Here is a 12,266-nt window from a genome sequence, read left to right on the forward strand (position 1 = left end):
GGCGTTTGGCAAGGGAGTTGGCGCGTTAACCGTCGAAAGGTGCAGCCCTGCTTTCTCGGACTTTTGTCCTAGAACTGGACTAGAACCAGTTATTGCATCACGAGGCCTTCGTGTATGTCACTACCGCACGAAATGGCGCGCTCCAGCCCAACCTCAAACGCCTGGGTTTGGGAGCGCCATGCAGGAACCAGACTCAGGAAGGCATTACCTTGAAGCTACTCTTTAGATGAGTCCTCTCTTTGTTTCATTCCCGTGGCCATACGGCGGAGCACTGCTAGGCTTTAATGCTCGGATCTATCGACGAAAGGCGACATGTTCCGATTTGAAACCCACGTTCATGTGTCTACCCGCGAAGGAATCGAGCAACGGTGAGTGATTTTTATGCACACTCCGATTAGTTAGCAGGCCGTACTGAGTGCTCAAACGGGGATCCGCATGACATAAGGTAATCCTCTGGAGGTGCGTTATGAGACTTCAGTTGCTCTCGGCTGCACTTGTTATCGCCAGTATGACGATGACGGGTGCGGCGTTCGCTGGTGAGACCTCAACTACCGGAGCGGTCAAGCAGGAAATCAAGCTAACGCGGGTCACGCCCGAATACTGGCGGGTCACGTTCCACAACCCGCCTTACAACATCTATGGCCCCGAAACCATGCCTCAGTTGAACGAGGTGGTCACTGCCATCGAGTCCGATCCAAAGCTGGTGGTCGTAGTCTTCGACAGCGACGTACCGGATTTCTTCCTCACCCACTATGACTTCGTCCCCCCACTGACTGACACCACCAGTCTGCCCAACGGCCCGACCGGCCTGCCGCCGTTGCCAGATATGTTGGTGCGGTTGAGCAAGTCCCCGGTGGTATCAATCGTATCAATTCGTGGTCGTGCGACGGGCGTTGGTAGCGAACTGGCTCTGGCCAGCGATATGCGCTTTGCGAGCCGTGAGAAAGCCATCCTCTCGCAATGGGAAATCGGCGCCGCACTCGTGCCAGGGGGCGGCCCCATGGCCCGACTGCCTAGGCTTATGGGACGTGGCCGCGCATTGGAAGTGCTTCTAACCGGCAATGACATCAACGGCGAACTCGCCGAGCAGTATGGCTATGTCAACCGTGCACTGCCCGACGCGGAACTCGACAAGTTCGTCGACACCATGGCCCGTCGCATAGCCCGGTTCGACAAGCAGTCAATTGCTGACATCAAGCGTCTGGTCGACGCTGCCAGCCTACCGCCGAATGAGGCCATTGCTGCCGAATGGGATGGCTTCATCGGATCCGTAAAACGCCCAGCGGCGCAGGCCCGCATCAAGCAACTTATGGAGCTTGGGTTGCAGAAAAAGGCCGACGTCGAGAAACGGTTAGCGCACTACACCGGCACCTTGGGTGAGGAGTCGAAATGATCCTGGCGCCCATATTTCTACAGGAGTCACAGTCATGAGTACTGCTCTGGAAAGTGTTCTGTACACCGCTAAAACCCATACCAGTGGAGGCCGCACGGGTAGCGGCAGGTCGAGTGACGGTGAGCTTGAAGTAAACTTTAGCTCACCCGGTTCAGGTAAACCGGGTACTAACCCAGAACAATTGTTCGCCCTTGGTTATTCGGCCTGTTTCATAGGTGCAATACAGGTGGCTGCTGGCAAGATGAAAGTGAAGCTACCGGAGGCAACTGCGGTGGATGCCGAGGTAGATTTAGGCAAGACCAACGGTGGCGTCGACTTTCAGTTGGCAGTAAGACTTAATGTCAGCATGCCGGGCCTGGACGAAGCGACGCAGCGGCAACTACTTGAAGCTGCTCATGGGATCTGTCCGTATTCGCGGATGACACGTGGGCATGTGGAGGTTGAAGTTAAGTTGATTTAAGGCAGGTTTATGCTTTGCAGACTTAGCTGCTGATTAGGCAACTGTTTGAAAGCGCAACGTCCCGAGCAAACGGGGCGTTGCGTGTCTGCATCGGGAGTCGACTTTAGACACTCAGTGACTTAAACCTGTCTCCTGATGCGGAGATATACAATTGCACCGCCTGCCCCAACGTGTAGGCAAGGTAGCCCAAACACCGAGGCCTGAAGTTACTCAGTATCCAGATCCATCTTTCAGCCGAGTCGAAAGCTCGGGGTAAAACTTTCCTTTATTCAATCGGCTCAATGGCGAGCCAGATGGAATCCATGCGGGTCACAGCGTAATCCCGCGAATAAAGCGCGCGCAACCTTCGGGAACGGAGGTTGGCCGCCTCACCGTAATCGACTGCGCGCCAAGCTGAACCTCATCCTGTCTCGGGCACGATTGCCAGCAAAGCGACGTGCGCAGGATCGACAACCAAGGCCAGACCACTTTCTGTCACTACAATATTGCCAATGTACTTCGCCCTTGCGTCTGCGGTGTAAACATTCCCACCATCGATTCGGAAGAGCAACGTACCAGAGATGGTGCGCACGAACTCATCCTCATCAATACGCCCAATCAGTTCAGTCATCGGCCCCCGGCCTGAATAAACGTTGTAGCGACCTTGGGTAAAATCAGTGGCCACATGCTGCTCCTTTATCCGCCTTATGCATGCAAAAAAAACCAATACACCACTACCACGAATCACGCCAGCCGACGAAGATCCTCTGGGTCCGCTTAACAGAATGAAATCCAATTCATCCAAAGCCGACCGTAGGGGTAGGTCCCCAACGAAATCGAGGGGGAGCAAGCAGGCTGATCAGTAGATGGGGGTGTGAAATCGTAAGCCGCGTGCGAGACATAAGGGCTTGAGCTAAAATTTACATGTCCGCCTCGCTAGTCTCCATGCCCAATCAGTTCGACCCTGAGGTGGCTGGTGAGGCGAACTCATCCCCATGCTTTTCCTTGTAGCCGACACCCTTATCCGGGAAGTCACCACCGTAAGGAAAACACCCCCGTGCCGGGGAATCTCCAGTAGGTAACAGGCGCCTGCCGTGCAGAAGTGGCCATCCCACTGCTGGCTTGGTTTTTGCCGCGCTGCTCGCACTCAACATTCGTTGAGTGATCGAAACCGGAGATTGAAGCCTTGTGGAACCATCCTCTATTGCTTGGAATCACCTTCGGAATTGGGATCATTACCCTAGGTTTGGTTATGACCCTAATTCTTGTGGAATGGCTGGTGAGATAACCAATCGGCCCAGATCAGTCGTCGCGCGGAGATAAGCAGAATTTGCGTTGAAAGGTGCTCTCGAACGGCCCCTTTTGGCCGATCACTGCCAGTCGCCAAGGGCAGAAGCCGACCCAAAGCGGTCATCTAGGGCCAGCGATTTTCCCTGTGCCTACTTCAGCCCTTTCAAGCGCACATTCGCTCTTAGCACCGCGGCCATTTTTTCAGGCCGTTACATGCGTTTCCACTTTCTGATGTCTCCCTTGCTCCGCCCATAACTCATACACAGATCACCCCTCAGTTGACACACCGAGATGCAGGAATTTTCGATTTCTTTAGCCATCGTCAATAACCTTTAGCCAGACGCTTTGCCAACTGCCACCATGAATGCGCTGGCATTCTTCCTCAGAGTCAAGGCTGAATTTGCGACCTGAAAAGTTCAGGTCGATGGAGGTCTCATTCAATGCGATGGCCGTCGGCTCAAATATGCGAGCCTTCGCGTCAACCTGGGCGAGCTTTCTGTCAGCTAGAGTTTCGAAAACCCAAGTTACCTTCAGGGTTACAGCCAACGCGTTTAGGTCAGCGGTGCGGGTGAGCGAAGAAAAGCCTGTGATTTCACCTTTTGCTTTTTCGCACGCTTTGGTGAAGGTGGTAATCATCGCCGAGGTTCGACAACTTCTAGCCTCATCGTGAATCGCGGACAGGTTGACAATCCCCAGCGGTTCGCAAGGTGTAGGCTTCCGTTTCGTCTTAATAAATCCAGTTTAGTTTGTTAGCTGTACAAAATAATAACTTGGTATGACTTTTAAAAACGTTCTTTGAGTTCTATCGAGGTCTTTGCAGGACTATGCTTACGGACCGCCTAAGCTGCCGCGTTATCTGTCTTGTTCTGATGCTTCAGAGTGCAGAACTATTTGCTGATTGGCGTGAGGTTTTACCCGATGCTCGCCTGTTGGGTAGCGGGGATATGCGTGTATTCGGTTTCTCGATCTATAGCGCGCAATTCTGGAGCCCGAGCCTGATTGTCGGTCAGCCGCTTGGTGCGGATGTGCCTTTTGCGCTGGAGCTGACCTACAATCGCGCTGTTAGTCGCGATGATCTGGTCGAGGCCAGCATCAAGGAAATTCGTCGCCTGTCGTCCAACTCACTGAACTCAAGGAGGATGGCTCGCTGGGAGTGGGAAATGCAGCAAGCGTTTGTCGATGTGCGCGCAGGTGACCGCATCACCGGAGTCTATAAGCCTGGAGAGGGCGTGCGTTTTTACGTCGGCGAGAACCTACAGCATGTGGTGAGGGACGAGGCGTTCGCCAAAGCCTTTTTTGCCATCTGGTTTGACCCCCGCACTCGCAATCCAGAGTTGCGCGCCCAATTGCTGGGCGCAGCTAAACCCTGAGGCCGTTGAGGAAATGCACATGTTTAAGGTCTGGATAATTCTACTTTGCATTGGCCTTGTGAGTTGCAGTCGGGTGGATGTGCACACCTACAGCCAGGAGACGCCGACGCTTGAGTTGCGCGAGTTCTTCGAGGGCCGGGTCGAAGCCTGGGGAATGTTTCAAAAGCGTTCAGGCGAAGTAACCAAGCGCTTTCACGTAGTGATCAATGGGCACTCCGAAGGCAGCAGGCTGATCCTCGACGAATCATTTACGTACAGTGATGGTACTAAGCAAAAACGGGTGTGGACGCTAACCCCCACTGGCCCTAGCCATTGGCGCGGAACCGCTGGTGACGTGGTGGGCGAGGCGAGTGGTGAGATGGCAGGTAATACACTGCGCTGGAAGTATGTGCTGAGCCTTCCGGTGGATGGCAAGGTGTACCAGGTTCAACTAGACGACTGGATGTACCTTATGGACAAGAACACCATGATCAATCGTTCGTTTATGACCAAGTTCGGGGTAGAGGTTGGGCAGATCACCTTGTTCTTCCGTAAGCAACCCTGAGTCATCGGCAATGCTGTCAAGCCATCAACTGCAACGCCGGCATCAATATTGTCCTTTAGCAGAATCACCTAGCGCCTAGCCCAAGTGTGCCTCAGCGGGCAAGCGGTCGCTTTTTGGTTTTGGTCTTGTTGCTAGCTGAAACATGCAGATATGAAAGTACACTTTCAGTCAGCTCGGCAGAAAGCCTTACTGCTTCCTTATTTTGCGTCATTACAGCGGCAACCAGCCCCTCGATCAATGCTAAAACAGCCGAGTTTGAGCTGATCAGTACGGGATGGTTTGCCGCCGCGAACAGTGTGTGATGGGCGATGTTGGCCAAAGGCGATGCTGGAGTGTCGGTGATGGCTAGCACCGATGCTCCGCATTCTTTGGCGAATCTCGCTAATTGCAGCGTGTCCTGGGAGTAACGTGGCAGCGAGATCGCCAGAAGAACGTCGGCGGGTGTGATGGACGCCAATCGATAGGCTGCGTTCTCGTTGCCACCTTCCATGCTGATAGCCTGGGCATCAGCAATGAAGGGAATCAGGTTGGAGGCAGCAAGTCCCGCCATGTAGGCGCTGTTACCAAAACCCAGGATATAAATCTTGCGTGCTTGAATCAGGGCACTGACAAAAGCCTCGAACACCTCTGAGGGGTTGTTGGTGTTGGTCGTGCTCAGATTGCTGGTTGCGATTTGAAGTTGTTCGGTCAAACCGAATTCGCCCGAGGGCCGATGGGCCATCTCATTGCGCAATTTGTCGACAGGCGAAACCATGTCTTGCAAGGTCGCAACCAGTTCGACCTTCAATTGCGTGTAGCCCTTAAGTCCGATGGCGCGCGCAAGCCGATTGACCGCTGCCGGGGATGTCAGTGACTCTTGGGCCAGTTCTTCGATGGTCAGAGTCGCTGCCTTGAGTGGATGACGCAGGATAAAGTCAGCCACCTTACGCAGTGAAGGTTGTAAATCCGGTGCGGCCTCGGCGAGGTTGCGCATGATGGGGGCTGCATATACGGTGGCATTGCGAGGAGGTTGGAGCATAGGGTGAGCCGGCCTGTCGATCAGTTGCCCCAGTGTATCTGAAGCGAGCGGATTCACGGGAGGTGTTGCCTCAATCGGTCAAGAGGCGCCCGTGACGAATGGGGTCGCTGCCGGTGACCTTGGCCAGCCAAAGGCCGGGCTGAGCAAACCGCAGGCGCTCACGGGCATAGAGCACGCCGTTGGTGGTAGCACAAACGCGTGTATGACGGTCAGTGATTGGATCGAAGACTTCAAATAGCGCGTCACCTTTATTTACCCGCGCACCTAGTGGTTCCAGGAATGAAATGACACCGGCGTGTGGTGCATATGCATACTGCGCGCCTGCAAAAGGCGTGGCTTCACAGTACGAGGGTGGCATTTTTGGCCAGTCGCCGCTGATCATCTTCAGGTCACCCAGGTACGCCAGAATGGCTTCTGCATGAGCTTGGGCAGCGAGGTGACCGGTGTCTGCCATACCCCCCAGTTCTATCGTCGTCGCCATGCAAGCCATCGGAATGGATGCGTCTGGAAATTGCTTGGCCAACTGGAGCCAAGGGGTGGAGCACGCTTCGTCAAAGGAATCGCCACCGGCCGCTTCGGCCAGTAAAGCCGCGCCGGCGCCGAGGCGGTTTGCCAATGGCTCGAGTGAGTCCCAAAGCTGTGGCAGGCTGTAAAGCAGAAGAATGGACTCAAAGTCGCAATGCAGATCGAGCACCACATCCGCATCACAGGCGTGAGTCAGTAAAAGGCGTTGCAACCCTTCAAGCGTCGAGTTCGCTGGGGGCAGCTCGTTTAGCACTTCGTGCATGGCTGCTCTAATGACCGCCACATTTTCCTTGGCCTTTCCGTTCAGGCGTCCGGTCACCCGGGCAGCCACGGGGTCGCCGAGTGACGGGAAATCCCGATTGAAATTCTTGCCGCTGGCAAAGTCGAATCGACCCTGATGAGTGGCTTGAAACATCTGTGACAACCCGATGGGATTGGCCACCGGAACCAGTTCAATCGTCGCGTTCAGCCGACCTTCTTGCTCCAGCTCGCGCAGACGCTTTTTCAGCTCGACCGCTACGCGCATGCCTGGCAATTCATCCGCGTGCAGCGAGGCCTGAATGTAGGCTTTGCGAGGACCGCTACCAAAACGGAAAACCGACAGACGTCGTTCGATACCCGGGCTGCCCCAGGGCAGCAAGTGCTCAATGTGTTGCATGAAAAGTTCCTGAAGAAGGCAAGCAGGAGTCGCTAAAACACGACTCCTGCGCAAGTGATCAGCCGCCGTAGATGTCGTAGTTGAAGTACTTGCTCTGAATCTTTTGGTAAGTACCGTCTGCGCGAACGGCGTCGATGGCGGCATTGAGTTTTTCAGCAGTGGCGGAATCGCCTTTGCGTACCGCAATACCCGCGCCATTGCCGAAGTATTTGCTATCGGTGAAGTCCGGGCCTACCAACGCGAAACCCTTGCCTGCGTCGGTTTTGATGAAGCCTTCATCAATATTGACGATGTCGGCAAGGGTGGCGTCCAGTCGTCCAGACGCCAGGTCAAGAAACGCTTCACCCTGGGAGCCATAGCGCACGACTTCAATACCTGCCGCGGCGAATTTGTCACTGGCATAGCGATCGTAGGTAGAGGCACGCTGAACACCCACCCGCTTGCCTTTGAGGTCAACCAGCGGGTCGTTGACGACGGTACCGGCCTTCATCGCCAGCTTACCCGGGGTGTGGTAGTACCTTTTGCTGAAGTCGACCGATTTAAGCCGATCGGGGGTGATCGACATGGAGGAGAGGATCGCATCGATCTTGCGTACCTTGAGCGACGGGATCAATCCGTCGAACTGCTGTTCAGTCCATACACATTTGACCGCCATTTTCTCGCACAGCGCATTGCCGATGTCGTAGTCGAAACCGGTGATTGCGCCGTCTGCTGTCTTGGATGCGAAGGGTGGATAGGCCGCTTCGATACCGATGCGCAGTGTCTGTTCTTCTGCCGTCGCGAATGCGCTCATGGCGGTTAGCGCCACGGCGCCGAGAAGCGTGATTGTTTTCATTTTATTACTCCTTATAGCGGGTATCAGAGAGAGGAACGGGTCGACGAGCGCGTATGGCGTTTGCTTGGGATCGGGATTCGTCACGCCATCAATGAAACGATTATTTTCACTGAATGTAAAATAAGAAAATTATTAATCCAATGTGGCTAGGCGAAAAGTCATTTACGACTATCGTTTAACTTATTGAAAAATAACGGTAAAAATTTAATTTTTACGAGAATTCGAATTTTTTAGCTCAGATCAGAGGTCTTGATCAGTCAAAATATGCGGCGTATAAGCTTTCACTTGGAGTGAGTCTGATAGAAAAATTTTCAGATCGACGCCGTCAGGATCGGCTGTGAAGCCAGTGATGTTCTCCCCACAAAAAGAGCAAATGCGGATGAGCAAAGTGAGAAAGGGCAGGGTGTTGGTCGCGTTGGCTATCGCTTCTTCAGCGACGTCGGTGCTCGCGGATGGCCATTTACTGGCGGTAGGGGGCATGCTGAGAGCCAGCAATTTGCCCGTGTATCACAAATTCGTGGATCTGGCGGGCGGGTCTGGTGCGGCGAGGATTGTAATTTTCCCCACCGCCAGTGGCAGCCTGGGTTCAAGTAAGCGATTCCAAGCCGAGCTGGTGGCGTTGGGTGTGCCGGCTTCTCACGTCACGATTGCGTCAATTGACAGCAAAAACTACGCGCAAACCATGAATGATCCCGAGGCTGTCAAACCGATCACTGAGGCAAGCGCCATATGGTTTGTGGGCGGCGATCAAGCGCGAATTGCCAAAGCATTGTTCAACGCCGATGGGAGTGATTCGCTGGCGATGCAAGCCGTGCGCAAAGTGTATGAGCAGGGCGGAGTCATCGGTGGCACGAGCGCGGGGGCGAGTATTCTCGGCGCACAGATGCCGACGGCTTATGGGGTTGTCATGGACACGCTGGACTTCGGTGTAGCGAAGTCAGCCGGGCAGCGTGGTGCGGCATTGCTCAAAGGCTCTGGCTTGTTCAAGGCCGGGATAATCGATCAGCACCTGGATCAGCTCGAAGAGACCAGTACCGGGCGAACCGCGCGCATGGCCAGTTATCTGGCAGGCAACCCGGGTGACAAGGGTTTCGGGTTGGATACCAACACCGCCATGTGGGTAAAGCCTGACGGTCAGATCGAGGTCATTGGCGAAGGTTATTTGACGGTGATGGATGCCAGCCATGCGACCAAGCAGTTCGGCGTCTACGGCACTGAACTGCATAACGTGCAGCTCGCGATGCTGGGCAACGGCGATCATTACAACCTTTCGACAAATGCAGTCATACCGGCTGAAGGCAAGGAGGTCATCAAGCCGGGCGATGAGTATCTGGTGGGTAACCAGCTGATTACAGACCTATCGGCAGTGGCGGCGATGCGCCGGGCGGTGCTGTATGGTCTGGCGGACAATACCGCTAGTCGTCAGACGGGATTGATGACCCGGTACAATCCTGCCAATGGGTACCATTACGGGTACCGGTTTGATTTCACCAAGGCCCCAGGTTTTGTTGCACACAGCAAGACTTATGACTCATTGACCAACTACACCGCACAGGGCGTGATTCTGGACGTTACGCCGGTTGACGCGAGATTAAGACCTGCGCAAAAAAGCCTGCCTGCTGACATCCCTGCCAATCAAACATCCGAGGCGGTGCGGGCCGTGGTCTTCCGCGGGCTGATGACTTGCAACGAGGCCAATGCCTTTGAGCCGGCCCGTGCCATTACCCGAGGGGAGCTGGCTAACACGTTGCAGATGACGTTGGCCGGTGAGATAAAGGTCGACAATCGAACTGCCTTCACTGATCTGTCAGCGGATTCCCCTTTGTTTGATCAAGCCGAGATTGTGGTTTCCAATGGCTGGATGAAAAGTGGACCGGCGTTTGAAGCGAATAAGCCAGTCACCCGGGAAGAGTGGCTTGAAGCCGCCAAGGTTTTGGTGGGTCAAAGTCGCGTCGCAACGGTGGCGCCTGAGTCGAGTAAAGCGTCGACCGTACGTCGTGATGAAGTGGCCGAACTGATCGCTCGTGCTTACGACCTTGGAGGCAAATCTTGAAGTCGGTCTTATGCGCCTGTGCAGCTCATGCGTGCTGACTAAATGAACTGATTCTGATGCCTCTCGACCAAATTGAGATTATCGCGCTCTCTAACCTGTTTGCTGGTGAAGAAATAGGCTCGGCTTTTGCGAAGAGTGATAACCGAATGTTTCGAGTGATTGCGCGCGAGAAAACCAACGCGGGCTTTTACTCGATCATTCAGTGTTCGCTGGAAGGGCGATGGGCCAATGAAGTCAGGGAGCGATGCTGGACATTTGATCATGCTTCGCTGAGTCAACGGGGCGTTTTTGTTTGCTGGTCCGATGACGACCGGACTTTGTGTTTGGAGGCATTCAGTTGTGAGGGCGAATGGCCTTTGGAACTTTTGCCTAAGCAACTATGATGTTCGATTTGTCTTTTATACTAATTGTAATTTTATGGGTTATGTTAGCCGCTGTCGTGGCTGTTTATACTCGAAGTATTCGCTGAAATCCTCAGTCAAGTATGCGGCAGACGCCTAGTTGCGTGGCAGACCGTATGAGAACGACATGGGTAAAATATAATTGCTTTAAAAGTATAGTTTGTCCGATGTGCGGACTGAGTAAGGGGCTATGGTTTCGTGTTGGTACAAGTGCACGTATTAGTATCGGTTTCATTGGATCCCGCCTTTTGCCAATGGATGCCCAAATTTACATTTCAGCCCGCAAAGCTCGATCAGCCATATCTTGAACTGTCCGATCAATCGCCGCTAGGTGGAAAGCCATTTCAGTAGTGTTTCGCTGCTGGTATTAGTAATATTGAAAAAATAATATATGTGAGATTGCGAAGTGAAGGAAACATTCGAAGGTCAATGTCAGTGTGGAAATATTAAATATCAAGTGGTTGGCGTTGCCGCTACGGTATTTGCATGCCATTGCACCGAGTGTCAGCGCCAATCCGGAAGTGCTTTCGGAATGGCACTATGGGTGAAAGAGCCGGAGGTGAAAATTATTAGCGGACAGCTTCAAGAGTGGGTCCGTGAAATGCCCTCTAGCCGTCTTATGTCATGCTCCTTTTGCTCTGTTTGTGGTACGCGTGTTTTTCATAAAGTGGCAGAGCAAAATGACGTGCTTAGTATCAAGCCTGGAACATTGAACAATTGTAAGAATTTAGTCGTTGAAGCTCATATCTGGACAGGAAGTAAACATGAATGGTTGAAAATTGAAGATGGCGCGCCGCAATTTAATAAAAATCCGGATAGTTTTTCTGATTTGATGAAGGCTAGATAGAGAGTGGCCGTACAATGACCAAGGGTTAAAGATGATTAGAGTAATGCTGTTAACTGGATGTTGCAGTGTAAGATTTGCATCCTTTTCGATGATTCGTGCCAACGTGGGCAAAAGCACCGTATATCGTCAGGCACATGAGCCTAAAACAACAAGCGCTGCGATGCATTAAAGGGCGGATGGGATTATTCCAGTCTTGCCAGGTAGAGAGTTTGGGACACTTTGGGACGAGCTTTCATCGTTTCATTCCTTGATAACTAACCGTTTGCATTCAACTTAATTTGTACACGCCGTCGTGACGACCGGCAGATAACAGCCGATTGCTGCCTATCTAAGATCCATTCAGTCGATTTCGGTGACCTGCTGGCAAAGCTCTGCTTTTTTCCTCAAAAGTGCTGCCTCCGACTTGCCTTTTCGAAGCTTGTTGTAGCAAGTAGGAATGCTCACTCGTTTTAAAATCTAATGACTTCATTTTATTTTCTAATGACCACTGAAGGTGAGGTCGGCAGTAATTGCGATAGGCTGCGCAAACCAAAAGTTTATAGTCATAACAATGGAAACCTTCAGGAGTATCGAATGTTCAGTAAGCTGTATCGGGGTGGCAGATTCGCAGGGGCCGCTCGATGCTTTAGCGATGCCAACTGCGGAGCTAAGAGTATCGCCAAGCTCGATGTGCGCCTCGAAGTGCGACTGGTCAGCGCCACATCGGGAAACCCTTATAGGGCCCGACATCGGGACATTAAATATTTAACACAGAACGCCCATCCTGAACTGTAACGTTCGCGTCAGATATCTGGCTAATTTCATTCTTAATAAAAAGAATTTTTATCGAAGTAAAGAGCCCTGCTCCACTTACGTTCCGGGCAGCGGACACACGGTCGCTTGCCGATGGATAT

12 protein-coding genes and 2 pseudogenes are annotated in these 12,266 nt (G+C 53.0%); 8 read left to right on the forward strand and 6 right to left on the reverse strand.

Features of this window, described 5'->3' with window-relative positions; genetic code table 11:
- Positions 1–83: 83 nt before the first annotated feature.
- The 3 genes and pseudogenes from ABTV29_RS14815 to ABTV29_RS14825 all read left to right on the forward strand — a co-directional run.
- Positions 84–224 (forward strand): annotated as a pseudogene (locus ABTV29_RS14815) (tyrosine/phenylalanine carboxypeptidase domain-containing protein); the annotation flags it as partial.
- Positions 225–466: 242 nt separating this feature from the next.
- Entirely contained in the window at positions 467–1,393 is a 927-nt protein-coding gene (locus tag ABTV29_RS14820; protein WP_433771431.1) for an enoyl-CoA hydratase/isomerase family protein, read from the forward strand.
- A gap of 34 nt (positions 1,394–1,427) precedes the next feature.
- Positions 1,428–1,853 (forward strand): organic hydroperoxide resistance protein, encoded by a 426-nt coding sequence (locus tag ABTV29_RS14825; RefSeq protein ID WP_433771433.1) that lies wholly within the window; start codon positions 1,428–1,430, stop codon positions 1,851–1,853.
- 400 nt (positions 1,854–2,253) lie between these two features.
- On the opposite strand, the gene ABTV29_RS14830 is transcribed toward ABTV29_RS14825, so the two are convergent.
- The 3 genes and pseudogenes from ABTV29_RS14830 to ABTV29_RS14840 all read right to left on the reverse strand — a co-directional run bounded on the left by ABTV29_RS14830 (position 2,254) and on the right by ABTV29_RS14840 (position 3,758).
- Positions 2,254–2,517: a hypothetical protein gene (locus ABTV29_RS14830; RefSeq protein ID WP_433771434.1), complete on the reverse strand. Its 264-nt coding sequence runs from the start codon at positions 2,515–2,517 to the stop codon at positions 2,254–2,256.
- An 817-nt stretch (positions 2,518–3,334) separates the two neighbouring features.
- A pseudogene (locus ABTV29_RS14835) lies at positions 3,335–3,442 on the reverse strand (DUF1289 domain-containing protein); the annotation flags it as partial.
- Positions 3,435–3,758, reverse strand: a complete 324-nt coding sequence (locus ABTV29_RS14840; protein WP_433771436.1) for a hypothetical protein — start codon at positions 3,756–3,758, stop codon at positions 3,435–3,437. The gene ABTV29_RS14840 and the pseudogene ABTV29_RS14835, both read right to left, overlap by 8 nt.
- 188 nt (positions 3,759–3,946) lie before the next feature.
- Between ABTV29_RS14840 and ABTV29_RS14845 the strand changes: the two genes are divergently transcribed.
- Positions 3,947–4,492 (forward strand): chalcone isomerase family protein, encoded by a 546-nt coding sequence (locus ABTV29_RS14845; protein WP_433771437.1) that lies wholly within the window; start codon positions 3,947–3,949, stop codon positions 4,490–4,492.
- A 19-nt stretch (positions 4,493–4,511) separates the two neighbouring features.
- The gene (locus tag ABTV29_RS14850) at positions 4,512–5,036 is read left to right on the forward strand and encodes a DUF3833 domain-containing protein (RefSeq protein ID WP_433771439.1); all 525 of its coding nucleotides are present in this window, start codon (positions 4,512–4,514) and stop codon (positions 5,034–5,036) included.
- Positions 5,037–5,127: 91 nt separating this feature from the next.
- On the opposite strand, the gene ABTV29_RS14855 is transcribed toward ABTV29_RS14850, so the two are convergent.
- The 3 genes from ABTV29_RS14855 to ABTV29_RS14865 form a co-directional block, all read right to left on the reverse strand.
- Positions 5,128–6,054, reverse strand: a complete 927-nt coding sequence (locus tag ABTV29_RS14855; RefSeq protein ID WP_433771441.1) for a MurR/RpiR family transcriptional regulator — start codon at positions 6,052–6,054, stop codon at positions 5,128–5,130.
- 70 nt (positions 6,055–6,124) lie between these two features.
- Positions 6,125–7,237, reverse strand: a complete 1,113-nt coding sequence (locus tag ABTV29_RS14860) for a succinylglutamate desuccinylase/aspartoacylase family protein (RefSeq protein WP_433771442.1) — start codon at positions 7,235–7,237, stop codon at positions 6,125–6,127.
- Between the two features lie 58 nt (positions 7,238–7,295).
- Positions 7,296–8,072, reverse strand: coding sequence for an ABC transporter substrate-binding protein (locus tag ABTV29_RS14865; RefSeq protein WP_433771444.1), 777 nt, complete (start codon positions 8,070–8,072; stop codon positions 7,296–7,298).
- Positions 8,073–8,409: 337 nt separating this feature from the next.
- On the opposite strand from ABTV29_RS14865, the gene ABTV29_RS14870 reads away from it, so the two are divergent.
- From ABTV29_RS14870 to ABTV29_RS14880, 3 genes are all read left to right on the forward strand, one after another.
- The gene (locus ABTV29_RS14870) at positions 8,410–10,125 is read left to right on the forward strand and encodes a cyanophycinase (RefSeq protein WP_433771445.1); all 1,716 of its coding nucleotides are present in this window, start codon (positions 8,410–8,412) and stop codon (positions 10,123–10,125) included.
- Between the two features lie 56 nt (positions 10,126–10,181).
- Positions 10,182–10,508: a hypothetical protein gene (locus ABTV29_RS14875; RefSeq protein ID WP_433771447.1), complete on the forward strand. Its 327-nt coding sequence runs from the start codon at positions 10,182–10,184 to the stop codon at positions 10,506–10,508.
- Positions 10,509–10,932: 424 nt separating this feature from the next.
- Positions 10,933–11,373: a GFA family protein gene (locus tag ABTV29_RS14880; protein ID WP_433771449.1), complete on the forward strand. Its 441-nt coding sequence runs from the start codon at positions 10,933–10,935 to the stop codon at positions 11,371–11,373.
- The last annotated feature ends 893 nt before the right edge of the window (positions 11,374–12,266 follow it).

The organism is Pseudomonas putida, from assembly GCF_050989985.1.
Classification (GTDB): Bacteria; Pseudomonadota; Gammaproteobacteria; order Pseudomonadales; family Pseudomonadaceae; genus Aquipseudomonas; species Aquipseudomonas putida_AI.

Bases quoted from the DNA above. Each gene is read 5' to 3' on its own strand.
- ABTV29_RS14825 (WP_433771433.1), top strand. From the start codon at position 1,428: ATGAGTACTGCTCTGGAAAGTGTTCTGTACACCGCTAAAACCCATACC.
- ABTV29_RS14865 (WP_433771444.1), bottom strand. From the start codon at position 8,072: ATGAAAACAATCACGCTTCTCGGCGCCGTGGCGCTAACCGCCATGAGC.
- ABTV29_RS14855 (WP_433771441.1), bottom strand. From the start codon at position 6,054: ATGCTCCAACCTCCTCGCAATGCCACCGTATATGCAGCCCCCATCATG.
- ABTV29_RS14845 (WP_433771437.1), top strand. From the start codon at position 3,947: ATGCTTACGGACCGCCTAAGCTGCCGCGTTATCTGTCTTGTTCTGATG.
- ABTV29_RS14820 (WP_433771431.1), top strand. From the start codon at position 467: ATGAGACTTCAGTTGCTCTCGGCTGCACTTGTTATCGCCAGTATGACG.
- ABTV29_RS14860 (WP_433771442.1), bottom strand. From the start codon at position 7,237: ATGCAACACATTGAGCACTTGCTGCCCTGGGGCAGCCCGGGTATCGAA.
- ABTV29_RS14850 (WP_433771439.1), top strand. From the start codon at position 4,512: ATGTTTAAGGTCTGGATAATTCTACTTTGCATTGGCCTTGTGAGTTGC.
- ABTV29_RS14840 (WP_433771436.1), bottom strand. From the start codon at position 3,758: ATGATTACCACCTTCACCAAAGCGTGCGAAAAAGCAAAAGGTGAAATC.
- ABTV29_RS14875 (WP_433771447.1), top strand. From the start codon at position 10,182: ATGCCTCTCGACCAAATTGAGATTATCGCGCTCTCTAACCTGTTTGCT.